The 23627-nt window shown below is 67.0% G+C and carries 18 protein-coding genes, 1 tRNA gene and 1 pseudogene; 6 read left to right on the forward strand and 14 right to left on the reverse strand.

Annotated features, from left to right (window positions below; all coding sequences use genetic code 11):
* Positions 1–1163: 1163 nt before the first annotated feature.
* The 4 genes from HHX37_RS11245 to HHX37_RS11260 form a co-directional block, all read right to left on the reverse strand.
* Positions 1164–1502 (reverse strand): HEAT repeat domain-containing protein, encoded by a 339-nt coding sequence (locus HHX37_RS11245; RefSeq protein WP_220502813.1) that lies wholly within the window; start codon positions 1500–1502, stop codon positions 1164–1166.
* 178 nt (positions 1503–1680) lie between these two features.
* Positions 1681–2784, reverse strand: coding sequence for an HNH endonuclease (locus HHX37_RS11250; RefSeq protein ID WP_182885384.1), 1104 nt, complete (start codon positions 2782–2784; stop codon positions 1681–1683).
* Between the two features lie 618 nt (positions 2785–3402).
* Entirely contained in the window at positions 3403–4143 is a 741-nt protein-coding gene (locus tag HHX37_RS11255; RefSeq protein ID WP_182885385.1) for an HNH endonuclease, read from the reverse strand.
* A 358-nt stretch (positions 4144–4501) separates the two neighbouring features.
* Positions 4502–4945, reverse strand: a complete 444-nt coding sequence (locus HHX37_RS11260; RefSeq protein ID WP_182885386.1) for a hypothetical protein — start codon at positions 4943–4945, stop codon at positions 4502–4504.
* Between the two features lie 94 nt (positions 4946–5039).
* Here HHX37_RS11260 and HHX37_RS11265 point away from each other — a divergent pair, with 94 nt between their 5' ends.
* Together HHX37_RS11265 and HHX37_RS11270 are read left to right on the forward strand one after the other, a co-directional pair.
* On the forward strand, positions 5040–5678 hold the full coding sequence (locus HHX37_RS11265; protein ID WP_182885387.1) for a hypothetical protein: 639 nt from the start codon (positions 5040–5042) through the stop codon (positions 5676–5678).
* A gap of 573 nt (positions 5679–6251) precedes the next feature.
* Positions 6252–6340: transfer RNA gene (locus HHX37_RS11270), tRNA-OTHER, on the forward strand.
* Between the two features lie 524 nt (positions 6341–6864).
* Here HHX37_RS11270 and HHX37_RS11275 read toward each other — a convergent pair.
* The gene (locus HHX37_RS11275; RefSeq protein WP_220502814.1) at positions 6865–7347 is read right to left on the reverse strand and encodes a DinB family protein; all 483 of its coding nucleotides are present in this window, start codon (positions 7345–7347) and stop codon (positions 6865–6867) included.
* A 535-nt stretch (positions 7348–7882) separates the two neighbouring features.
* Between HHX37_RS11275 and HHX37_RS11280 the strand changes: the two genes are divergently transcribed.
* Positions 7883–8704: a 5'-nucleotidase C-terminal domain-containing protein gene (locus tag HHX37_RS11280; RefSeq protein WP_182885388.1), complete on the forward strand. Its 822-nt coding sequence runs from the start codon at positions 7883–7885 to the stop codon at positions 8702–8704.
* Positions 8705–8792: 88 nt separating this feature from the next.
* On the opposite strand, the gene HHX37_RS11285 is transcribed toward HHX37_RS11280, so the two are convergent.
* Positions 8793–9011 carry a hypothetical protein gene (locus tag HHX37_RS11285; protein ID WP_182885389.1) on the reverse strand — a complete coding sequence of 73 codons (219 nt, stop codon included), beginning with the start codon at positions 9009–9011 and terminating at the stop codon, positions 8793–8795.
* Between the two features lie 279 nt (positions 9012–9290).
* A complete protein-coding gene (locus HHX37_RS11290) occupies positions 9291–9872 on the reverse strand; it encodes a hypothetical protein (protein ID WP_182885390.1) in 582 nt (193 codons plus the stop codon).
* A 646-nt stretch (positions 9873–10518) separates the two neighbouring features.
* On the opposite strand from HHX37_RS11290, the pseudogene HHX37_RS36570 reads away from it, so the two are divergent.
* Positions 10519–11709: pseudogene (locus HHX37_RS36570) on the forward strand (ATP-binding protein); the annotation flags it as partial.
* A 1731-nt stretch (positions 11710–13440) separates the two neighbouring features.
* On the opposite strand, the gene HHX37_RS11300 reads toward HHX37_RS36570, so the two are convergent.
* The 4 genes from HHX37_RS11300 to HHX37_RS11315 form a co-directional block, all read right to left on the reverse strand.
* Positions 13441–14277 (reverse strand): ABC transporter permease, encoded by an 837-nt coding sequence (locus tag HHX37_RS11300; RefSeq protein WP_182885391.1) that lies wholly within the window; start codon positions 14275–14277, stop codon positions 13441–13443.
* Positions 14274–15299 carry an ATP-binding cassette domain-containing protein gene (locus HHX37_RS11305; protein ID WP_182885392.1) on the reverse strand — a complete coding sequence of 342 codons (1026 nt, stop codon included), beginning with the start codon at positions 15297–15299 and terminating at the stop codon, positions 14274–14276. Before HHX37_RS11305 ends, HHX37_RS11300 begins: the two co-directional genes overlap by 4 nt.
* 98 nt (positions 15300–15397) lie before the next feature.
* Positions 15398–17248, reverse strand: a complete 1851-nt coding sequence (locus HHX37_RS11310; RefSeq protein ID WP_182885393.1) for a flavin monoamine oxidase family protein — start codon at positions 17246–17248, stop codon at positions 15398–15400.
* A gap of 105 nt (positions 17249–17353) precedes the next feature.
* Positions 17354–17902 carry a GNAT family N-acetyltransferase gene (locus HHX37_RS11315; RefSeq protein WP_182885394.1) on the reverse strand — a complete coding sequence of 183 codons (549 nt, stop codon included), beginning with the start codon at positions 17900–17902 and terminating at the stop codon, positions 17354–17356.
* Between the two features lie 573 nt (positions 17903–18475).
* Between HHX37_RS11315 and HHX37_RS11320 the strand changes: the two genes are divergently transcribed.
* Both HHX37_RS11320 and HHX37_RS11325 read left to right on the forward strand, forming a co-directional pair.
* Positions 18476–19408: a nitroreductase/quinone reductase family protein gene (locus HHX37_RS11320; RefSeq protein ID WP_182885395.1), complete on the forward strand. Its 933-nt coding sequence runs from the start codon at positions 18476–18478 to the stop codon at positions 19406–19408.
* 108 nt (positions 19409–19516) lie between these two features.
* Positions 19517–20794: an MFS transporter gene (locus tag HHX37_RS11325; protein ID WP_220502815.1), complete on the forward strand. Its 1278-nt coding sequence runs from the start codon at positions 19517–19519 to the stop codon at positions 20792–20794.
* Between the two features lie 3 nt (positions 20795–20797).
* On the opposite strand, the gene HHX37_RS11330 is transcribed toward HHX37_RS11325, so the two are convergent.
* The 3 genes from HHX37_RS11330 to HHX37_RS11340 form a co-directional block, all read right to left on the reverse strand.
* Positions 20798–22369 (reverse strand): FAD-dependent monooxygenase, encoded by a 1572-nt coding sequence (locus HHX37_RS11330; RefSeq protein ID WP_182885397.1) that lies wholly within the window; start codon positions 22367–22369, stop codon positions 20798–20800.
* Between the two features lie 223 nt (positions 22370–22592).
* The gene (locus tag HHX37_RS11335; RefSeq protein ID WP_310737947.1) at positions 22593–23225 is read right to left on the reverse strand and encodes a TetR family transcriptional regulator; all 633 of its coding nucleotides are present in this window, start codon (positions 23223–23225) and stop codon (positions 22593–22595) included.
* Positions 23226–23318: 93 nt separating this feature from the next.
* On the reverse strand, positions 23319–23540 hold the full coding sequence (locus HHX37_RS11340; protein WP_182879597.1) for an EF-hand domain-containing protein: 222 nt from the start codon (positions 23538–23540) through the stop codon (positions 23319–23321).
* Between the last annotated feature and the right edge of the window lie 87 nt (positions 23541–23627).

The following is a 23627-nucleotide window of genomic DNA, read 5'->3' on the forward strand; positions in this document are numbered from 1 at the left end:
GCACGCCCTCTGCCCGATGCAGACGGCGTATCTCCGCCCAGTCCTCCACCTTCAGCACCCTCCAAGGTCTCGGAGGGGGTCAGTTTTCGGAGTACCTCAGGGGGTCAGTTTTCAGGATCCGCCGACACCAGGGGGTCGTCGCAGTAGAAGCACAGTCGACAGGAGCACTTTTGAGACTTGCGACGCAGCTCGCTCGGCTTCACGACTTCCCTCCGGGCACAGACTGATGTGATGCAGGCTAGAGCAAGGCACTGACACTTTCGGGGTGAGAGACGTGCCAATCGGTCTAGATCGTCGAGCCGCAAAGGGCGCAAGCAGGGCCCACGAGCGCGAAAAGCAGCGCGAAACGATGAGAACCGTCGAACGTAGAAAGCCCAGCTCAGCCCATGAGCCTGGCGATCATTGCAGTTCAGCCCAGGTGGCGGATCAGATCTACGACGTATGATCCTCGGTGCTGTGATGGGCTCTACCTACGGCTTTGCTATGCACTGTGTGCTGACGGACGTCGATCGCGACTGTCTTTCGGCGTCTCTTGCGATCTAGGTCGCTCCGCATGCGATGGCGCAGCTCGGCAAATCGGTTCGCCCACTGATCCTGAGCGGCACGGTAGGCCGGGTCGTCGTGCGTCCCTCCTCCGCCTTCCACTAGATCACGCAGGCTTCTCAGAGCATTGAATGCAGAGGTGGACGCCTCGATGACTTGGTCTGGTGCGACCAGTGCAACCTGGTACCGCATCTCATACGCTTTGGCATCCTTGAACGCATCAAAAGCCAGGCGAGCCCTATCGTCAACGGATGCCACCGAAGACCGAGCGGCGACTCGAAGGTTATGCCGCGTCAGAGACAGTGCTGCAAGGTAGTCCCCATATGCCTGACGTTTACTAGCACGGTCGCCTTCTCGTTGGCTGCGACTCGCCCGTGTCAAGTCAGCGACAAGCGTCGCGCCGACGCCAATCGCGGCACCAAGTACCGTGCTTAGTAATGGCATCCAGTCCATCTCAGAAAGACTACTGACTGGTTCCTCGTGCGTGACCAACTGCGTGACAACGCCGACGGACGACCCTGGACGCTGGTGGACAGCAGCAGACGGTGCCCCGCAGGTAAGAGCATGTAAGACCAGTTCGAAGGCCCATTGCCGTTCCCTGATAAGGAAGAGGTTCTAGCTCACCTCATCGGCCGATTCGCCCGCTCACGCCATAACACTTGGCGGGCTTCCTTGGTACCCAGGAGGGTCAAGGCTCGCAGTGCGCAGTCTCGTAATGGCTCATCCTCGGACTGGGCCACCTCAGTCAGCAACGGAAGCGCTTCCGGAGACCGAGCTTCAGCGATCAGCTCCAGCAACCAGCACCGCAGGCCGCGGTCTTCGTGCTCCGCCCGGAACTCCTCGATCAGCTCCGCAACGTGATCCGCTGCGTAGGGCCGAAGGCTGTGAAAGCCGTCTTCCTGCTTCTGCGGATCGCTTCGGCGCATCAGGTGCATGGCGTCCTGAAACCGCTTGATCACGAGGCTGAGGGTACCGCTGAAAACAGCCCGCATGGGGACGCGCCTCGGGGCACATCGGGGGCGCATCGCAGCGGAAACCGGTGGCAAGCGATGGCAACCAACGGAAGCGGTCCCGCAGGTCGGCGATGGCTTGTGCGCCGTTGTCGCAGGTAGGGGGCACGCTGAATTTGTACCCGGCCTACAGGCCAAGCACCTCTCGCGTGGATAATTGTAGATGCAGTCCCCGAGCTACACCCAGTAGCTCTTTTTGGAGAGCGCGCCGCGTACTGCCTCGTGTCTTGATTGCATGACAGTTCGGGCAGAGTGCGATCATAGTACTCGGGTGGTCACGCCCGCCTCGGGCTAACTCGTTAACATGGTCCACTTCAAGAATGGGGTCGCCCTTGTCTGTCACGTCGTTAGGCTGACCTGCGCACTTCGGGTTCTCACATCGTCCATCAGCACGAAGAAGCACTGCAAGACGGGCCTGCGCTGATCGGAAGTATCGCTCGGTGACAGTACGGGTAGAGCGTCCGCTGTTCTGGCGCTCGCGTGACTCGACCGAGGCGCAGAGGCGCTGGTAGCGCTCGCGAGCATCAGAGGGATTAGCTGCAACAGGCGCCTCTGTGCCGAGCGTGTCATCGCGTGTCTGGTGGGTGTCTTCAGCTAAGAGCGCCAGGACCTCGGCGGGCCAAGTGTCGCGAAACGGAGAGGGTACTGGCGCTAGAACCCAGGCGTACTCTCGGCGCCAGTTCTTCTTGGTGTCCTTTCCCCAGACGTAGCGCCGCTCCACAATTACCGCCCAGCTTTCAAATTCCCAATCGCCGCCGAGTGGTTTATGCCAGTACCGGATCGCGCGTTTCTCGGCTTGGTAGTTAGCGAGTTGCTGATTTCCGCCTGTCATGCGCTGATGACCGACCAGGCCATCACCTCGGTACTCAATCAAGTTGGTATCAGGGATGCGACGGTCTGCGTGAGGTCCCTCCTCATCCGCGAAGACGCACATCAGTCCGTCTTCCAGCGGTCCGATGCCAGAAACTCTCTGCCCGCCGTGAGCTTCCCATAAAGTTGTGCGGTTGCTGTAGTTTACGCTTCCAGGTATGGGGAGGAGCGCTTCCATCTCACGACCGGCAAGGATCTCGTGGAGTCCCGTAGCTTGCAAGAAGTCATCCGCAATGGGATTGAAGAACCGGACTAGCACAAGTGCAGCAGCTTGTGCGAGGACGTCGGTCTGCGTGGAGAGCAGGTTGTGAATGACCGGTGGAAAGCCGGCTGCTGGATCAATTGCATCCAGTGACGACAAAGTGGGACGTCTGCGCCCTGAGGTTAGAGTCAGCTTGTCTGCGGGTGAAATCTCCCACAAGTGATCAGTAGCGTGCAGGACCCAGAAGGGATAGACGGCTGCGTCGGGGCCCGCTCCGTTGCCATACTTGGCTGCGAGTTCTTTGAACGCTTCTCTTACCTCTCGCCACCGGGTGAGCCTTGGCTGTCCATTAGCCACTCTTCCTAGAAGCCACAGAAGGAGCAGTGGCCGGTGGAGGAGGGTAACTCCATCACGACCCCGCGGTGCGAGGTGCCCTAGCTGTTTGATGAATTTCCGTGCCTCGAGATGATGACTGACGTTCTCAATCGTCTCTTCGTCGACAGGTAAGCGCGCCTCTTCCCCTCCTTTCAATCTCCTAGGTCGGATGTCAGGATGGTTGCATCGCGGGCATTCACAACGTGCATAGCTACGCCCGTCCAGTGGCTTCGTTAGATAAACTTCGCCCGTACAGCGAGCATGGTATTTCGGATCTAGCTTCAAGCATAGCGAGGTCAAATGTCCGGGAAGTGCTACTAGATCTGGATCCTCCGGTATATCCCGAAAAGTTCTACCTGCCATGCGGTGGCACTCCCCTTCGGTTGAAGCAATATTAGGTCACTACATGTTCCCCTGAATCCATCGCAGTTGCTCTACGACACTCTCTAGGTGAGCAACCGTCTCGGGAAGATTTTGCAGGGTGTAGGCTGCGCTTGCCAGTTGCGCGATCGTTGTCTCGCCGGGGAGCTCTTTAGCCAGGTCGGAGAGCAGACTTACCGTATCCGTTAATCCGTGGAGATCCCTTGACGTCTCCGCCAGAAGAGGCACGACGTCGGGGAGGTGCTTTAAATCCTCGGCGGCTGACGCAAGCAGCGGAGCATAATCACCCAAGGTGATGAGTTGGTCGGAGGAACTGCTCAGCATGGTAACCAGATCGGGATCTAAACCCATCGCCTCAAGCCGTGCTTCCGCCAGCTCATCAATCAGGGCACGTAAGAGTGCCGCTGCTTCTGCGTCTGTTGCCTCGAACCGTTCGATTGCTTCATGCATTCGTTCGGCTATCGACTCGTGAGCATCAACGAGGATTTCTCTAAGGCGATCCTCGGTCAGTCTGCCCAAGCCGTCTAGAGCGGACAGACCAGGACCTTCCCGTTTTGCCTTCCACTCTTGGAGCAGCTCAGGGGGGTAGAGGTCGCGTCTTCGACCATCAATCCGCTTGTGATGCGGTCGACAGAGGAGAATGATGTTAGGGAAGTCATCCAGTTCGTCTTCCGTCATCTGCTCGTTTTCTCGTGCACCTCCCGGGTTCGCTGCATAGATATGAGCTTTTTCCACGTTTAACTCAGGTACTCCGTCAATCATCTTGACAATTGGCTCAGTACACGGAGGACTCGGCCAGTAGCAGGTTCCTTGTGCCAGAGAGTAGAGCGCCGCCAGAGTGCTGTCTGAGTACTTGCGCTGCCGTCCCATGTGACCTCATCCCTTGGTTCATGCATCGCTCTCCGTTGAGAATAGATGCACTTAGGGTGGACGGCTAGTGCTTGACATAGCAGTCTGCCGGCCACCTTGTGCAGACCGACTGGGTCTGTCGCTGATCAGACCTGCGGACCAGTCGGGACCCCGCCATGCGTACGGCCCGAGCGACAGCACAGGCGCACCTTGCTCTCGCCCTTTCGAGCGCCGCTGACCTGTAGAAAGGCCTACATGAACGTCCTAGGGATCAAGTGATTGCGGGTGCCGGACGGTTGTTGATTTGCGCCGTCACGATCCGCACTAGCTGGTTTCTGATCTCCATGAGCTGGCGCGCCAGCTCATCCAGTGTCTGGGGATCAGCCGGATGTCGTACATAACTCTTGTAATGAAGTAACTCCCACCCTTGACCCGGATCGTCGTTAACCCACATTGCATGGACCACAGTATGGCGCCGAGCCAGGAGGTCAGCGGCTTTCTCTAAAACAGGTAGGAACGCATCCCGATAGGCCGGCGCGGCAACCTCAATGGAGCGGCGAGCGGCCCGGAGCGGCTCGCCCGGCTTGGCCAAGATCTTAAATGCGTTACCGTCAGCCTGACTGGCACCAATCCATGCAAGGACCAGTTCGAGATCACCGGCTGCGATGGTAATGCGGCCCACCGCCGCGACCACATCATCGGGGAGACCGTTCATACAATCCTCTTCAATCCAGGCCTATAACGAGCCCCGCCGGCTTATAAGAAAAACCGTGCGACGGTGACAGCTCCAAAGGTCTACTATCTATCCTATGAACCAACACAGCCCTGACCTTCACTTCGGGATCGAGGTTGCCGGCCAGCGTTCGCGCTGGTGGCGAGTCCGATCCGGTGCACGCAGGCCCGAACTGTTCTTAGAGCGTGAAAGCGTCACTCAGGCACACATTAGCCTACATGAGTCTGGGCAATGGCACCTGAAAGTGGACAAGAAGCAGAGAGTCCTCTGGAATCGACCTAGCGAGATTGCGATAGGTTTCACCCGCGCATTGCTAATTATCCAGCCCGGAGCTGTAGCCACAATCACGCTGCCCGACACGCATGATGTGAAGCGAATTAGCATCACAGAACACGCCCATCCAGTGCATTTTAATGTGTTTATCGAGAAGCCTGAGATAAATCTTTCCAGTTGGCCGGGAAGAACTTCCATGGGGACTGTCCTAATTGGACGTATCCCACTGGCTAACGATGCTGGTTGGTGCTCAGTTGTTGCCCATCAGGAGCCGTTTACTCTTGCTCCTCAGTTAGGCCCCAAGCCGACCGAGGAAGTTGTGAACCAGATGCGAGAGGCTGCCGAAGATGGAAGCCTTTATGCCACCTTGGTAAGTGAGCTAGCGGATGGCACCATGGCATTCGTTGACGGCCGAGTCTCAACCGTGTCGGAAACTAAGTAGCCCGCCTGAAACGACCAAGCCTGGGCAGTGACCAGGCTTGGTCACTGTTCGTACGGCAACCTGAGTGACAACCGCCACGAACGCCGGCGAACATCCACGAACGAGATGCTGCTCTCTCTGTGAGGCTCATCACTACTATCTATGCCGGCGGCGCTGGGGCTTATCTGCTTCCCCTTGGTCCCTCCATTGGATGCCGTAGGCGTCAAGAGCTCGATAAACAGTATCTCGTGCGAGGCCGGTGAGCATACTCAGTCGACGAATGTTCTTTTCTCTCTGCTCGTATAACTCTACCGCTATTTGTTTCCGCCCGTAGATGCTCCCATCGTGCGCAGCTCTAGAGAAGTAGCCCTCAGCCCGCTCGACGTGAGTGACTGAGTGACAACCAAGGCGATGCTCGGCGAACAGTGTCGGTCAGTAGTGACGCTGGATGTTGATGCGTAGGCCAGATGCGGCAACTCGAGGTGGTCACTGGTTGGCTTCATATCGAAGGGGGATCCGTGCAGAGCCGGTTGCTGTACAGCAACTCGTACAGCAACGCTGGCTTACGGAGGCGTACAGCACCGGCCCGTGACTGCCGCTTCAGCGGGCCGGAATGCTGCCGACGAGGCGTCTGCCCTTCCCTTGTAAACAGAAGGTCTGGGGTTCGATTCCCCAAGGCGGCTCTCGTACGACAGGCCCCTGATCAGGTAATTCCTGGTCAGGGGCCTTGTGTTTTCGCGGCTCATCCGGTCCCTTCGGCGTCGTTGGGAGCCACCCTGGGAGCCACCCGCTTCCGTTGCCCCGGCAGAGCGCCGGAAATGGCCTCAGCATGCGGCCCGGGGGCCGGTCTCGGCCGCCGGCAGCTCGGGCCGCCCGCCGTACTCCGCCTGCATATGCCAGCACCGCATCATCGCGACCGGTTCACTGGGCTTGGGTCAAGAGGTACGTTTGCCGGCGGTCGCCGAGTTCGCCGATCTTCTTGCGTAGCACGCGCGCATCCCTCGTCGGGAGGACGTGGATGACGGGGTCCAAGAACTCGTAAAGCTCCAGCGGATCTGGACAGCAGAGCATCTCCCGGTTGTCGGACTGAAAGTGTCCGCCGTGCTTGGTCGGTCAGGGTGGCCCGCTGGGGATTTCCGCCGAAACCGCTGTGCGCGAACGGGTCCGTCAAGGTTCCCGGGCAAGCCCTCGGGGAATCGCCCGCACCCTATCGAGGTCCGAGCCCCGTCTTTCCATCGATGAGCTCACGGACGATGTCGAGATGGCCGGCGTGGCGTGCGGTCTCCTCGATCATATGGAGGACGATCCGGCGCAGGTCGGTGATCTCGTCGCCGAGCGGAGCGGGGTGACGTCCGCGCGGGGGCGTCGACAGTGGCATGGAGGCAAGGACCGCGTCGGACCGCTCGCACTGGTCGCGGTAGAACGCGAAGACCTCGGATGGCGGTCGCGGAGTGGTCAGTGGCACGTCGCCGTCGGGCCAGGGCAGTGGCTCGGCGGAGCCGGTCGCGATCTCCTGGAACCAGTGCCGCTCGGCGTAGCCGAGATGCTCCACGAGACCCAGCGGCGTCCACTTCGAGGGCAGGAGAGGAGTCGTCAAGGCTTCGTCGTCCAGTCCCTCGATGATGGCGAGAACGCCGGCGCGTTGCGCCTCCAGGAACATCAGCAGTGTGTCCTTCTCACTGTCATCCATCGGGTCCTCACTCTCTCTGACCACCGGATGAAGGGTCGGCGAGAAACGCCGTGCGGCATCGTCATCGGCAGGTGTCGAACGGTAGCAAGCGAGACCGACATCCTTCAGGCACCGGCGTTACGCGAAAACTGGCTCTGGCCGCGTCGGCCGGCGGTCCGGCCGCCCGCGGGTACGCCGCCCTGACAGCCCGGTCGGTCGACCGTGACGCGATTACCCGCCATGGTCTCGCCGGGTGCCGTGCCGGTATTACCGGTTCATTCGGCGCGCGGAATTGTCGGTCGGCGTGGCTAGGGTCTGCTCGTCCTTGTCGTCATCGACAGATGGGAAGACTGTGGGATTACCCAGTAGGGCCGGGCGTCGGGTCGGAGGGCTGGCGGGAATCGCGGTTCTGTCGGCCGGTGCTTTCGTTCCCGCCGCACAAGCCGCACCCCAGCGAGCATTCTCGGGTACGGCTTCCGCCCAATTCGCATCGGCCGAAAATCCGGTGCGGAAGCTCACCCTCTCATTCGAGCGAACCACTGCGTCGAAGTGTCCGGTGACCTTCAAGGTCTACGGGACCTTCGAAGGACTCCCTCCGGGCCTGCAACTCATTCAATACCGCATCGTCGGCACTGAGCAATGGAAGAACCTCAAATCCCCCATCAAGCACAACGGTAGTTTCACCGCCCTGCTCGCGACGCTCGACTGGGAATGGGACCCCGAGACACAGACGTCAGGACAGACGTCAGTCCAGATCGAGCTCAGGCAGCCCGACGGTCTCGTGTCCAACAAGCTCTACTACTTCGAGTGCGGCATGGCCGGCGCGGACGAGACCTTCGGCGAGACCTCCGAGCCCATCGTCCGGACGCCCAGCGGCGGCCCGCTGGCCGAACTGGTCGCCGATGCCAACCTCGACGCGGTCCAGGCCCGGTCGGGCGCGGAGGCCGCCCTGGTCAGCAGGTACGGATTCCACCTGGACCTCGACGCGGGCCCGGTCACCTACGAGGAGGTGTTCGCGACGCTTCCGGCCGGGTTCGCGGTGGATGTGTGGGAGATCACCGGCGCCGCGCTGAAGTCCGTCCTCGCCTACCCGAACGCGCAGGGCTGGGTGCTCACGCCGTCGTCCTCGCTCCGCTACACGTTGGAGGGCGGCGCCGTCACCGAGTTGACGTTGAACGGCGTTCCGGTGGCCGACGACCAGGTCATCAGAATCGCGGCCAACTACGTCCTGGTGGGCGGCTACGAAGGTTTCCCCCGATGGCCCGGAGTCACCAACGTCTATCGCGGTGGCCCGGACGACAGAGGGGCCCTGGCCACCTATCTGGTGAAGAACTCGCCGGTCAGCGCACCGGCCGGCGACCGGGTCACCGTTCGATGAGCATCACGTGAACGAGCTGATCGCCGGGTGGAATTCGTTCCGCCCGGCGATCAGTGGACCCGAGCCGGTCGCGGCCGTGGAGGACCTTTTACGGGACGCTCCAGAGGAACCAGAAGTTGTACTGGTAATCGCAGTGGTACCAGCTCCACATGTGGTTCTGGACGCCGTAGTCCCCGTACCGGTAGCAGTCGGAGGAGTAGTAGTAGACGTTGCGAAGCGTATCGGCGTGCGCGGGGGTGGCGTTGGCGACGACCACCAGCCCACTGACCAAAGCGCCGGCGACGGCCAAAGATCTGAGTTTCCGCACTTACCCTCCTTGGAGTGGATGTCGTGCCGGACTTCCACTGGAAGCATTGCAGTGCGGGGGATCTTCGTACAGTTCATGTTCGCCGCCGTAGTTTCCCTGCGAGGCGACCTGCGGCGACACCGAACATGCGCTGAAACTTTCCCTGCGAATCCTCCGTGGATCAACGTGGGGCTGACGGTCCGCCGGCGCTCGCACAGCCAGGCCGGTCACAGAACACCACGGGGCGCCAACGCCGCTGAGAGCACTCTGAGGACCCGATGGAGTGGAGACGCAGGGCCTTCAATCCTGCTCCTTGTCCCACGTGACCACTTTCACTATCGGTGCCTCGTACAGATGGGGAAGCGGCAGCACATAGGCGATGCGGCCGTGCTGGGTCTCAATACAGAAGGCCTTGGACGAAGTCGACAGATTTGTGTATTCTCCATAATCCCTCTGTCCTGCGCCCTCTCGGCGAAGCAGGTCGACGCATTCACGGTAGGGATATTCTCTGGGCAGAATGTCGATGAGTGGAGTGCCTCGCACACCGTCTCCGAGGTGTAAAGACCGCTGATCGGTGAAATCGAGATCGAGAATGCCGTGGTCTCCCGTAACCACCATCGGGCTTTGGTCCAGATCCACCGACCCGGGCAGTCTGCTCACTCCGTCGTAGTAGACGGCGGGATCGCTGGTTTCCACGCGGGTGTCCGTTGCCGTGCGGCGAGGCGGCGAGGAGGGTGGCGTCTGCGACAGGGCATTCAGTGGGCCGGTGGCCGAAGAAGGGGTGGGCGGTGGCGCGGTGCCTGGCTCTTCGGGACCCATGACAGCGATCACGATGGCGGCGGGAATGAACAATGCGGCCAGCAGGCTGAGGAGAACTTTCATGCGTTGATTGCTTGCGAAAGCCCCGGCTATCCCCGCCAGAACGCCGGCGATTCCAATGGCGAGTGCGGACCACTCGGCTCTACCCACTGCGCCTCGCCTGATCTGTGGCCTGAGTCGATCAAACCAAGCTTAGGTGTGTCCCGCGGGTTGCAGAAGTTTCCGGGGAAAAGATGCCTCTTCGTGATGACACGCGGTTCTCGTCGAGCCCTCTCTTCGGCAGTGACTTCCACGCTTTCAGAGTCGCGACGGCACGTTCGCCGAGGGGTCGCGATATGCGGCAATGGTGGGGGAGGGCTACGACGAAGTCCTCCAGGTCGCCGCGAGATGCGCGCGGGCACGCTCGTCAAGGGGGGCTCGTCCGTAAGCTGAAGGTGTGTCCCCTGAACTCGTCCTGCTCGACGGCGTCCGCTGGCGGGGTGCGCGCGTGGTCGGCTTCCGTGCGCAGACCCTGCTGGCCGTGCTCGCCACTAACGGGCGTGCGGGGGTTCGTGACGAGCGCCTGATCGAGGAGCTGTGGCCTGAGGAGGCGCCGGCCAACCCGGCGAAGGCGCTGCAGGTGGTCGTCTCGCGGACCAGGGCGGCGACCCACGCCGATGTCGTGGTCCGGATTCCGCGTGGTTACCGGCTCGGGCTCACCGCCGACCAGGTGGACGCGCTGCTGCTCGCCGCGCTGGTGGAGCAGGCACGCGCCGCGCTGGGCGAAGGCGACGTGGCGCTCGCGCGCAGCCGCGCCGAAGAGGCGATCGATCTCGGGAAGAGCGGATCGGACGGCGCGACGGGCCCGCTGGCCGAGCTCAGGGGCGCCGCGGCTGGGTGGGCGGCCGAGGCGCGACGGGTGGCGGCGATCGCGCGCGGCCGGAGCGGCGCGCACGAGGGCGCGCTGCCGCTGCTGGAGGAGGCCGCCGCCGATCGGCCGCACGACGAGGAACTGCTCGCCTGCCTGCTGCGCAGTGAGGCCGCCGTACGGGGTGCCGCCGCCGCGCTGGAGCGCTATGAGCGGTATCGCGCGGCCGTGGTGGAGCGGCTCGGCGCGGAACCCGGGCCCGAGCTCACCCGCGTGTACGCCGAACTCCTCGTCGCCGACCGGCCGGTGCGTGAGGGCATCCTGTTCGACGGCTCCTCGCTGCTCGGCCGCGACGGCGACATCCGAGCCGTGCACGCCCTGCTGCGGACCAACCGGGTGGTCTCCATCATCGGCCCCGGAGGGCTGGGCAAGACGCGGCTGGCCCACATCGTCGGCAGGAACGCCGCGCAGCCCGTCGCGCACTTCGTCGAGCTCGTCGGCGTCTCCTCGCCGGAGGGCGTGGTGGGCGAGGTCGGCTCGGCGCTCGGGGTCCGTGACTCGGTCAGGGGGCGTCGTACCCTGACCGCCGAGCAGCGCTCCGACGTCCGCGCCCGCATCGCCCAGCATCTCGGCCAGGCCCCGGCGCTGCTCATCCTGGACAACTGTGAGCATGTGATCGAGGCCGTCGCCGACCTGGTGGGTTTCCTGACCGTGACGACCCGCGACCTGCGGGTGCTCACCACCTCGCGCGCCGCCCTGTCGATCCCGGCCGAGCGCGTCTATCCGCTCGGCGCGCTGCCGGCGCGTGACGCCGTCGAGTTGTTCCGCCAGCGCGCCACCGCCGCCCGCCCCGGCGTACGGATCGACGAAGGCGTGGCCGAGGAGATCGTCGCCCGCCTCGACGGGCTGCCGCTCGCGATCGAGCTCGCCGCGGCCAGGGTGCGGGTGATGTCGGTGGAGGAGATCGCGCGGCGGCTGGCGGACCGGTTCGCCCTGCTGCGCGGCGGGAACCGTACGGCCCCCGACCGGCACCAGACGCTGCTCGCGGTCATCGACTGGTCGTGGAACCTGCTGGACGAGCCGGAACGGCGGGCGCTCCGGTGGTTGTCGCTGTTCGGCGACGGCTTCACGCTGGCCACGGCCGAGCAGGTGCTCGGCCCGGACGCCCTGCACGTCCTGGCCGCGCTGACCGAGCAGTCGATGCTGAGCCTCTCCGAGACGACGTACGGTCTCCGTTACCGGATGCTGGAGACCGTCAGGGAGTTCGGGCGGATGCGGCTGAGGGAGGCGGGCGAGGAGGCGGACGCCCAGGCGGCGCAACGGGCCTGGGCGACGGCGTACGCCGTCGAGAACGGCAGCGCGATGTTCACCTCGGCGCAGTTCGCGGCGGTCGACGCGATGCGGGCGGAGGAGGGCAACCTCGCCGATCTGCTCCGGCAGGCACTCGGCGAGGCCGATCCGGTCGCGACGGTCCAGTTGCTGGCCGGCCTCGGGGCGCTGTGGTCGATCCGCGGTGAGCACTCCCGGCTCCTCGTCCACCTGGACGCGATCTGTGAGGTGGTCACCGCCTGGACGCCGCCCCCGCACCTCGTCGAGGTGACCAGGGGCGCCATGCTGATCACACTCATGAACAGCATGGTCACCGATCGGCGGGTGGACCCGGTACGTGACGTCATCCAGACGCTGCCCGTCGGCCCCACGACCGACCCCCGGCTGGCGGCGATGGCCACGGTGCTGTTCGCGTGTCATACGGGCGACGGGGCCGAGATACACCGCCGGCTGATGGAGCTGCGCCGGAGCCGCGACCGGCACGTCGCCTCCATGGCGACGCAGATGAGCGTCTACATCCTGGAGAACGCGGGAGACGTGACCGGGGCGATCGAGGCCGCCGAGCAGACCCTGACGATGCTGCCCGTGGACGACGGGCCGTGGCTCGCCGCGATCCTGCACGCCGCGCTCGCCCATCTGGTGATGCGGCGCGGCGACCACCGGGGGGCGGTCGAGCACGCGCGAACCGCCATTCCGGTGCTGCACCGGCTCGCAGCGACCGAGGACGAGACCCAGCTCCGTACGGTGCTGCTGGCCTCCGCCCTCGCCGGCGGCGATCTCGGCACCGCCGAGGCCGAGCTCGCCGAGATCACCCGGATCAACGCCAGAGAGGCGGTGCTCGGAGTGTCGGCGATCGCCTCGATGTGCTCGGCCGAGCTCGCCCTCACCCGTGGCGAGACGGCCGCCGCTCTCGGGGAGTATCGCCTGGCCGTCGAGCGGGCGCGTGACCTGCGCCTGCCGAAGAGCAACCAGCCGGCGGAGACGCCGTGGGTGATCATCGCGGTGTCGGTCGCCCTCACGGCGTACGCGCACCACGCGTCGCCGGAGGACGCCGGGTACGGCGAGACGCTGTTCTCCATCGCCCAGGGCTACAACCCGCTGGCCCTGGCGGGGTCCTTCTCCGACGACTGGGGCCCTGCCCTGTGGAGCGTGGACGACCCCGCCTTCGACTACCCGCTGTGCGGCACGGTGCTCTTCGGGCTCGGCGCCTGGGGGCTGCTGCGGGGAGCGATGGCTCCCCGTGAGGCGATCGGATTGCTGGTGCTGGCCGAGCGGTTCACGTACCACAACAGCATGCCCAGCATGGCCATCGAGCTGATAGAGCCGTACGCGGAGCGGGCCGCGCCCGGGACGCTCGCCGCCGTCCGGGCCGAGTACGGCGATCGGCGCGGTGCGGACCTGCTCCCCGAGGCGCGGAGCCTCGTCGAGCAGGTCTTCGGCCGCGACGGACGAACGTCACATGTGCCGCTTGTAGCTGCGTACCGACAGCGGCGCGAAGATCGCGATGACGATGGCGCACGCGAGGAGCGTCCAGCCCACCTCTCCGCTGACGAGTGCGTGGTTGGCGAGGTCGCGGGTGGCCGTGACCAGGTGTGAGACCGGGTTGATCCGGACGAACGCGGCCAGCCAGCCGGGCAGGGTCTCGACCGGGACGAACGCGTTCGACAGGAACGTCAGCGGAAACAGGATCATCATCGAGATGCCCTGCACGGCCTGGGCGCTCCGGGCGATCGTGCCGACCCAGGTGAAGGCCCACGCCAGCGACCAGCCCGTGACGACCGCCAGCAGGATCGCGGCGAGCACTCCGGCCGGCCCGCCGTCCGGGCGGTAGCCCATCACCAGGCCCATGGCGAAGGTCAGCGTGGCCGCGATCGTGTAGCGCAGCAGGTCGGCGACCATCGGGCCGGCGAGCGGCGCGATCCGGGCGATCGGCAGCGACTTGAACCGGTCGAAGACGCCCTTCTCCATGTCCTCGCGGAGCTGGGTGCCCGTGGCCATGCACGTCGTCAGCACCGTCTGGGCGACGATGCCGGGGATCATCAGGGGAAGGTAGCTCGCCACGTCGCCGGCGATGGCGCCGCCGAAGATGAAGGCGAACATGGCCGTGAACAGGAGCGGCTGCAGCGCCACGTCGAAGAACTGCTCCGGGTTGCGGCGCATCTTCTTGAGGGCTCGCCACGCCATCATCAGGGTCTGGCTGAGCGTGTCCCCGACGGAGACACGCGGCCGGGCTGCCGCCACGCGCTCGGCGGCCCGGACCACCTCGCGGGAGGGTGCGATCACGGTGCTCATCGGTTCTCCTTCTTGCCGTTCTCGGTGTCCCCGTCCGTCCCGTGGCCGGTGAGGGCCAGGAACACCTCGTCCAGGCTGGGCTTGTCCACGCTCACCGAGGTGATCGACACCCCGGCGGAGCGCAGCGCGATCAGTACGTCCGCGGCGAGGTCGGCCTGGTCGAGGGCGACGTTGAGGCGGCCCTTCTCCGGGCTGAGGACCGGCTCGGATCCGAGGACGCGCCGTACGACCTCCACGGCAGCGGGGACCTCGCCAGGGTCGGCGAGCAGCAACTGGAGGGTGGAGTCGCCGACGGCGGTCTTCAGCTCGTCGGGGGTGCCCTCGGCGACCTTGCGGCCGTGGTCGATGACGGCCACGCGATCGGCGAGCTGGTCGGCCTCGTCCAGATACTGCGTGGTCAGCAGCACCGTGCAGCCGTCGGCGACCAGACCGCGGATGGTGTCCCACATCTGGCCGCGCGTACGGGGATCGAGACCGGTGGTCGGCTCGTCGAGGAAGATCAGCGGTGGCCTCGTGATCAGGCTGGCCGCCAGGTCGAGACGCCGGCGCATGCCGCCGGAGAACTGTGAGATCGGTTTGTCGGCAGCGTCCTCCAGGCCGAACTGGCCGAGCAACTCGGTGGAGACGCTCCGGGCACGGGGCGCGGCGACGCCCTGCAGGCGGCTGAAGAGCCAGAGGTTCTCGCGGGCGGTCAGGTTCTCGTCGACCGACGCGTACTGCCCGGTGACGCCGACCAACTGCCGGATCACGTGCGGGTTGCCGGCCACGTCGACCCCGAAGATCTCGGCACGGCCCTCGTCGATCTTCAGGAGGGTGGCCAGCATGCGCAGCGTCGTGGTCTTCCCGGCGCCGTTCGGGCCGAGCACGCCGAAGATCTCACCCGAACGCACGTCCAGGTCGATGCCGTCGACGGCGCGGTGCTCGCCGAACGTCTTCACGAGCCCTCTCACCCGTACGGCCAGATCGGTGCCCCCGGCCGCGGACGGGCCGCCCCCGGAAGGTCGGAATTCTGTGATGCTCATGGCATCACTCTCGGCGGCCCGGGTTTCACGGTGCCTTCGACCAGGTTTCACCGGTTGCCGCTGCCCTCACCCCGCCGGGGACACCGAAGGCGTACGGGTCAGGCGTTGACCTCCAGGGCCACGCGTACGGCCGACTCCAGGGCGCCCTCGATCCAGGAGTGCTTGAGCGAGGTGTGCTCCCCGGCGAAGTGCAGCGGGCCTTCGGGGACGGCGATGGCGGGGTGGATCTCGGTCATCTGGCCGGGGGTGAAGACCGCGGCCTCGCCGAAGGCGTAGCGGTTGCGCATCCAGCTCTGGGTCTGGCCGTGGCCGGTGTAGAACTCCGCGATCCGGTCGCCGTGCACCTCCTGCAGCCCGCGCAGCGCGTAGCCGTACCGTTCCTCGTCGTCCATGGAGTCCCAGCGGGTCGCGTCGTCGGCCCACGAGTAGCTGGCCAGCACGACCCCGCCCTCACTGCCGGGCACGGGGTGCGAGGGGAAGTACATGAACCGGTTGGCGTTGTCGCAGACCGATCCGCCGCCCGTCACGTGGGTGACGGGCCCGGGGCGGTAACGGCCGCCGAGCTCGCGCTTCCAGTCCTCCTCGGTGAACTCCCACCACCGCCTGCCGAACTCCAGCAGCACCTTCGTCGCGGAGTCGTAGTGCAACTCCATGATCGAGCGGCGCTTGGCGTAGGACAGGGCCGGCGCGATCTCGACGTGGCGTAACGCGGAGAACGGCACCGTGATGATCGCGACGTCGCCCTCGAACGTCTCGTGACGCCCCTGCCGGGTGAACTCGTCCTCGGTGCTGCCCGCCTCGCTGACGGTCGAGATCCGCACGCCCCGGCCGGAGGTGTCGATGCGCATGGCCCTGCGGTCCATGCGGATCTCGTCGCGCAGTCCGGGCTCCAGCGCGTACGGCAGCGATCCGCTGCCGCCTGCCATCTCCCAGTAGGTCACGCCGGGGTTGACGAGGCTGCGGGTGAGGAACGTGTGCATGAACGACAGCGGCAGGCGGGAGGTCAGGTTCTCCAGCGTGCCGATGGCGTCGATCGCCTCGTCGCCCAGCTTCGCGTGCTCCTTCAGGTAGGCGTACATCGAGTAGCCGTCGAAGTCGTGCAGCAGCCGGGCCCAGCCGTCGACCAGCTCCGGCAGCGGCTTGTCGACCCGGTCGCCGCCCCGGACCACGGAGAAGTAGTCTCTCGCCGGGTCGAGTGCCTCGTCGAGGATCCGGGCCGCGGTCCGGCTGTCCTTGAGCCCGAACGTGGCGTTGATCCTGCGCGGGTCCGCGGCGTACTCGTCCCGGCGCTGGGTGACGCCGTTCACGTGGACGAACGTGTGGTTCATCCGCGGCGGAGCGGTGAAGTCGCCCTTGGGCGGGGCGGACCGCCACACCTGTCCCTGCCGCGAGGTGTAGACGACCGGCGGCACCGGTCCCTTGGGCGGGACGCCGGGCGTCACGTCCACGTTGTAGAAGGGGCGGCGGGTGATCCCCAGCTTGTCGATCAGGGCCAGCGTCAGCGGATGGAAGTCGGGGATGCGCATCGCCCCCGCCTCGGCGTACTGGCGCCGGTCGCGGAACCCCGTGCGGAAGGTCTTGATCCGGCCGCCGATGCGGTTCCCGTTGGCCTCGATGACGGTGACCCGGTGCCCCGCCTGCTTGAGCAGCGTGGCGGCCACGAGGCCGGAGATGCCGGCCCCCACGACCAGCACCCTCTTGGACGTACGGGCCCGGGGGAGGCCCTTGTCGATCAGCACCTGAAGGTACCGGTGCTTGAGGTCGGTGCCGTTCTCCTCCACGAGCAGGAGATCGCGCGCCACCCGAAGACAGGTCTGCCGGCGCTCTCCCGCGTACGGCGCCCGCGCCGCCGATGCGGGGGCGGCCGTGCCCAGGGACGGACTGACGACGGACGTCACCGCGCCCAGCCCGGCCAGCTTGGCGAATCCTCGCCGGTCGATTGTGACCACGAACTCCTCCTCCACGTGATGGTTGCGGAGAGTGAGTTTCGAAGTCGTGGCCGTGCGGCGACGCGCGACGCGCCGCGAAAAGGTAACTGGTGTCCCAGGAAATGGTCAGGCGCGGGTCAAGGGCGGCTCCTCGTCGAGCAGCCGTTCCCAGAAGATCTCGTCTCGCCACGCGCCGTCGACGAGGATGTGCGCGTGGGCGATCCCCCAGGGCCGGAAGCCGTTGGCGCGCAGCACGTGCTGCGAGGCGAGGTTCTCCAGCCGCGTGTGCGCCTCCGCGCGGCGCAGCCCGAGGTCCCGGCGCATCACCGCGAGGGTCTGGCCCACCGCTCGGGTCCCATGCCCTTGGCCCTGGCCGGCCGTCGCGACCCAGTAGCCGAGGAAGCCCTTGCCGAAGGGGCCGCGCAGGATCGTGCTCACGGTCACCTGGCCGATCACCTCGCCGCCGGCCACGATGACGGCGGGCCACCGGTCGCCCCGGCGATGGTCGGCGAGCAGTCCCTCGATGCGGGCCCGCTGCCCGGCCGTGGTGTAGAACTCGTCGGGCTGCGCGGGTTCCCACTGCGCGTACGCCCGCCTGTCGCGGGCCCGATGCGCGGCGATGATCTCGGCGTCGTCCACCCGGACGAGCCGGATCGAGGTGGTCTGATCCGCCATGCGGTCTCCTTCTCCGAATCGAAACATTCTCCGCTTCCGCGTCCACGACGAGCCGGCGCTGGAGCTGCGGGGCTGATCCGACCGCATTGACAGGGGGAGAACGGGCCGGTTCTAATGATCGGCGTGCCGCGTGGCGCCGATCAAATGGACGCTGCCCCAGGGAGGCAGCGGTAGGCCGATCGGCAGCCGGGCCGCACCTTCGTGAAGGGACCTCCGCCGTGAGTACACACTCCGCATCTCCCGCCTGACGCCGCGCTCCGTGCTCGCACGTCGCGGCTGAGCCGCCGCGCCCGTGTACGCCACGGGCGAGCGCACTCCCACGCCGCCGTCGGCCACGACCGCCCGTCCGCCGTCGTCCGCCGGTCTGTCGTTCGTGTGCCGTCGTTCGTGAGCCGTCGTTCCTCACGGTGAGCGCCGTGCCGTCGATCCGGTCCTTTTCCGGTCCTTTGACGTCCGGGAGTCTCCGCCTGCCGGCCTTTCCGCGCGCGGGCGTGCCCCGAGCGGCATGCCGGTACGCGCCGTCACCGCGCCCGTCTTCGTGTTTCATTTTTTCGATCTCTTGGAGTTCATTCAGTGCCCGAATCGTTCAACCAGTCCGTCATCGACGAGTTCCGCGCCAACGGCGGCAGGGTCGGCGGCCCTTTCGAGGGCGGCGACCTGCTCCTGCTGACCACCGTCGGCGCGAAGTCGGGAAAGGAGCACACCGTTCCGCTCGGTTACGTCCGCGACGGCGACCTGCTGCTGGTCGTGGCGTCCGCGGGTGGCGCGCCACGCCACCCCGCCTGGTATCACAACCTGCTCGCACGTCCGGCCGTACGGGTCGAGGTGGGAGAGGAGGTCTTCGACGCGATCGCGGTGCCGGCCGAGGGCGCGGCGCGCGAGCGGTTGTTCGAGCACGTCGTGCGGGTGGCCCCGGGATACGGCGACTACCAGGCGCGTACGGCCCGCACCCTGCCGGTCGTCGTGCTGGAGCGCCCGGAGGTGCCCGCCGAGGTGCCCGAGGACGTCACCACCATGGCGGGCAAGCTGCTGGAGATCCACGCCTGGCTGCGCGCCCAGCTCCGGCACGTACGGGAGGAGGCCGAGGCCCACTTCACCGCGCAGGCACACAGCCGGGCGGAGCGGGGCGACCTCGGGCTCGGGTTGCGGCTCAGGCAGCACTGCCTGGCGTTCTGCCAGGGGCTGGCGCTCCATCATCGGGGTGAGGACGCCGCGGTCTTTCCCACGCTCGCGGACCGGCATCCCCACCTGCGCGACGCCCTCGACCGTCTCGGTGAGCAGCATCAGGTGATCGCACGCGTCCAGGGGGAGCTGGTCGCCCTGCTGGACGGGATCGGCACGGCCGAACCCCGGCGGTTCATGGCGGAACTCGACCGTATGTCGGAGGAACTGCGGGCGCACCTGGACGACGAGGAGCGGTCGCTCCTCCCGGTCCTGGCGCTGATCCCGTTTCCGCCGGTGCCCGACGCGCCCCCGTTCCGCGCGCCGGCCGCGCCGGAGGACTGACGGTCGCGCCGCCCGAACGGCGGCTGCGTCGCTCCTCCCGCGCTCGGGGACCGTACGGTTCCCGAGCGCGGGTCCGCCGGCGTCGCTCAATGCGGCAGCATGACGGAGGTGGAAGGGAAAGGATCACCGCTCTGGCGTGACCGGAACTTCATGGTCTTCTGGGGATCGCAGACGCTGTCGGTGGCGGGGGACTCGTTCGCCCTGATCGCCGTCCCGCTGCTCGTGCTGCATGTGACCGGGTCGGTGGCGCGGATGGGGCTGCTGACCGGCCTCGCGAGCGCGGCGTCGGTGGCGGCGGGGGTCTTCGCCGGGATCCTCGCCGACCGGCTGGACCGCAGGCGGCTGCTGATCTGGTGCGACCTCGCCAGGATGGCGTTGTACGGGATCGTGCCCGTTGCCTGGGCGTTCGGGCCGAAGATCTGGCTGCTCTACGTGGTGCTGCCGGCCGCCGAGGCGATCGGCATGGTCTTCCAGGTCACGTACGTCACGGTGGTGCGCAACCTGGTCGAGCCGGGCCGGATCACCGAGGCGAACGGGCGGCTCGGCGCCACGTCCGCCGCGGCGGGGATCGGCGGGCCGCTGCTGGCCGGGGTGGTCGCGGGCTGGGCCGGGCCGACGGCCGCGATCGCGGTCAACGCGGCCAGTTTCGGGATCTCCGCGCTCGGCGTAATGCTGATCAGGTTCGGGGGTCGGCCGTCACCATCGGCCCCGGAGGCGTCGGCGGCGGGGGAGGCCGGCGAGGACCGGGAGCGCCAGGAGGCCCGGGGGTACTGGCGGGAGTTGCTCGCCGGGGCCCGCTTCCTGTGGCGGCAGCCGGTGCTGCGCGCCCTGACCGTGCTGCTGTCGTTCTTCATCTTCCTGACCCTCGGGCTGACCGACGTGCTGATCTATCACCTCAAGCACGACCTCGGCCGGTCGGACGGGGCCGTCGGAGCCGTGCTCGCGGTCGCCGCGCTCGGCACCGTCGCCGGTTCGCTCCTCGTCGGCCCCGTACGCCGCAGGCTGGGGTTCGGCGCGTCCTGGATCGGGGCGATCGCGGTCGCCGGGCTCGCCGTCGTGGGGCTCGGCACGTCCGGCGGTGTCGCGGGGACCGCGGTGGCGGCCGCGGTCTACCTCGGCTGTGTCAGCGTGGCCGGGATCGCCTCGATGTCGCTGCGTCAGCAGGTCACCCCCGACCACCTGCTCGGCAGGGTCACCTCCGCCTTCTGGACCATCCACTTCTCGCTCGGGCCGGCGGGGGCGGCCGTGCTGACCTGGGGCGCGCAGCGCCACGGGGTGGCGGTGGTCTGCCTGCTGGCGGGGGCGGCCTGCCTGCTGATCGCGCTCGCCGCGTTCTTCACCCCGATCCGGCAGCCGAACCCCGAGCTGTCCGGTGCCGCGGGCTGACGTTCACCCCTCTCGGCCCCCGGCGCCGGAAGAGGTGCCGGAAGGGGCGCCGAACGCGGCGGTCAGGGCCGCGCGCAGGGCGTCACGCTCCTTCTCGCCAAGCCGGGGCGAGTCGGAGGCCCAGGCCACGTAGCAGTCGGGCCGCACGAGCAGCACGGCGGGGGCGTCCCGGTCCGCCTTGCCGGTGACGAGGTCGACGCGGTCGCGCCACCCGTCCAGCGCTCCGTCCAGCGCGGCGTCCGGCGTCAGGTTCAGGAGCAGCGGGCGGGCCGCCCTGGTCAGCTCGGCCAGCCGTACCGGGCCGGTCTCCGTCTCCAGCGTGAGATCGGGGGCGGGCCGGCCGGCGAGAGGGTGGTCCCCACCGAGGTCGTACCTGATGTCGGCGCCGGACATCATGTCGGCGATGTGCTTGATCGTGCGCTCGTCCCGCAGCAGCTCGGTGAACAGCACGCGCAGCGCGGTGACCTCCGGCCCGGGCGCGATCAGCGCCGACTGGGCCTGCGTGTGCATGACGACGCGCTCGGCGGCCGGCCGCCGCTCGGTCTCGTACGTGTCGAGCAGGCCGGGCGGCGCCCACCCGCGGATCTCGGCGGCCAGTTTCCAGCCCAGGTTGACCACGTCCTGGAGACCCAGATTGAGGCCGGGGCCGCCGATCGCGCTGTGCACGTGGGCGGCGTCGCCGGCCAGCAGCACGCGGCGGTCCCGGAACCGCTCCGCCAGGCGGGTGTTGCCGCCGCTCAGGCGGCGCAGCAGGTGCGGGCCGTCCCCCTCGGGCGGGCCGAACGGCAGGTCGGCGCCGAGCACCCGGCGTACGCTCTCCCGCAGTTCGTCGAGCGTCGGCGGCCGGTCGCCGCCGCCGTCCCGGTTCCACTCCGTGGTGTTCACGAGCGTTCCGGTGGGGAACGGCGCGTACACGAACAGGCCGTGATCGGTGCGGTGGTGCATGAACGGGGGGATCAGCCCGTAACCGGGTACGTTCAACCCGCCGGTGGCCGCGTCGACCAGCTCCACTGGCACGGTGACGTGCGCTCCGATGGAGACCGAGCCGTCCCTGGTCACTCCGGGAAAGCCGATGCCGCACAGCTTGCGGACGCGGCTGTGTCCGCCGTCCGCGCCGACGAGGAACCGGGTACGCAGCGTGTAGGGGCCCTCGGGCCCGGCGATCTCCACGGTGACCCCGTCCTCGTCCTGGGCGAGCCCCGTCAGCTCGTGGCCCCGGAGGATCTCCACGCCGAGTTCCCGGGCGCGCTCCTCCAGGACCTGCTCCACCCGGCGCTGCGGCACCGCCAGCCCGTACATCGGGTTGTCGTCGAGCCTGCTCAGCTCCAGGGGCAGCGCGCCGAAGACGAAGGCCGGGCTCGGCCGGGGCGGCTCGGCGCCGCCGCTGAGGCGCTCGTACAGGCCGCGCCGGTCGAGGACCCGCACGACCTGGCCGACCAGCCCGTTGGCCCGGTTCTCCTTGGTGTCATCCGGCAGACGCTCCAGCACGATCGGCCGTACGCCGCCCAGGCTCAGCTCGCAGGCGAGCATCAGCCCGTTCGGCCCGGCTCCGGCGATCAGGACGTCGACGGTCATGGTGGTTCCTCCTGGTTTTCCGTGCATGACGAAGTTGTCGATTTCGGGCATGGCGCGTCGACCGGGCGGCGCCGGTGGACGACGGTGCCCGCGGATCAGGGGATGGGGAACGGCCGGGCGGCGTGCCGGAGACACGGCACGTCACTCACCCCGAGTACGGCCGTTCCGGCGCTCCTGGAACTGGATCGGTGAGATCCGGCGGCCTGCGGATCTCCGGTGGCGACTACGACGATCGAGGTTCGGGCAGGCCGGCGGCGAGCAGGCCGAGCGCGTCCTCGACGAGTGGTCTGACAGGCACGGGCGGGTCGGCCCGCAACCACTGGTCCATCGCCACCCTGATCGCGGCCCCCGCCGCGCCCGCCACCAGGCGTGGGTAGAGGTCGTGGGCGATGTCGGTGCCGGTCCGCTCGGCGATCGCGGCGGCCAGTTCCTCCTCGGCGACGGCACTGGCCTTGAGCATCTCGCCCTGCAGCGAGGGTTCGTCGATCATGAGCCGGATGCCGGCCTGCCAATGCTGGTCCGGCCGCCGGTCGTCGTAGTCCGCACCCATCGCGAGCTGGGTGATCACGGCGCTCGTGATGGCCTCCCACAGGGGCTCCGACACCGGACGGCGGCGCAGCTCCTGCGCGATCAGGCGGGCGCGGTCGAGGTGCCTGGCGGCGATCGCCTCGCCCTTGCTGGAGAAGTAGTTGTTGAAGGTCCGCGGCGCCACCCCCGCGGCCGCCGCGATGTCCTCCACGCGAACGTTCTCCAGCCCGCGCTCCGCGACGAGCTTGATCGCCGCCCAGCTCAGCGCGATGCGCGTCTCCTGCTTCTTGCGCTCGCGCAGCCCCGGGCGCCCGTCATCCCCGCTCACACGGACCACCATACAACTAATTGCGCGCTACGCAAGGATGCGTAGCGCGTAATTTTGCGGAATATGCAATTTTCGTCGAGTGGCGCGGGCGGGTCAGTCGCGGGAGCCGGCCAGGCGGACGAACTCCTCCAGGGAGAACCGGCCGTCGGCGTCCACGTCGGCGTCCCGGTCCAGCGCGGCGATCGCCTCCGGCGGCAGGCCGGGGAAGTGGGAGAGCAGCTCCGCCTCGGTGATGAAGCCGTCGCCGTCGCGGTCGATCGCGTCGAATTCACGCTTCAGGGTCTCGAACCGCTCGTGGCTGAGCTCGTGAGTCACAGTGACCTGCCTTTGCCGTCAGTTGGCTGGAACTCCAGACAACCTATGCCGTGGCCTGCCAAAGATCGACGGCCGGTTCCCATACGG

Origin of the sequence: Microbispora sp. H10885 (assembly GCF_014161415.1) — a bacterium.
GTDB classification, from domain to species: Bacteria; Actinomycetota; Actinomycetes; order Streptosporangiales; family Streptosporangiaceae; genus Microbispora; species Microbispora triticiradicis.

Coding starts and splice junctions, on each gene's coding strand:
- HHX37_RS11265 (WP_182885387.1), top strand. CDS start 5,040: ATGAACCAACACAGCCCTGACCTTCACTTCGGGATCGAGGTTGCCGGC.
- HHX37_RS11275 (WP_220502814.1), bottom strand. CDS start 7,347: ATGGATGACAGTGAGAAGGACACACTGCTGATGTTCCTGGAGGCGCAA.
- HHX37_RS11260 (WP_182885386.1), bottom strand. CDS start 4,945: ATGAACGGTCTCCCCGATGATGTGGTCGCGGCGGTGGGCCGCATTACC.
- HHX37_RS11290 (WP_182885390.1), bottom strand. CDS start 9,872: ATGAAAGTTCTCCTCAGCCTGCTGGCCGCATTGTTCATTCCCGCCGCC.
- HHX37_RS11300 (WP_182885391.1), bottom strand. CDS start 14,277: ATGAGCACCGTGATCGCACCCTCCCGCGAGGTGGTCCGGGCCGCCGAG.
- HHX37_RS11315 (WP_182885394.1), bottom strand. CDS start 17,902: ATGGCGGATCAGACCACCTCGATCCGGCTCGTCCGGGTGGACGACGCC.
- HHX37_RS11330 (WP_182885397.1), bottom strand. CDS start 22,369: ATGACCGTCGACGTCCTGATCGCCGGAGCCGGGCCGAACGGGCTGATG.
- HHX37_RS11305 (WP_182885392.1), bottom strand. CDS start 15,299: ATGAGCATCACAGAATTCCGACCTTCCGGGGGCGGCCCGTCCGCGGCC.
- HHX37_RS11255 (WP_182885385.1), bottom strand. CDS start 4,143: ATGATTGACGGAGTACCTGAGTTAAACGTGGAAAAAGCTCATATCTAT.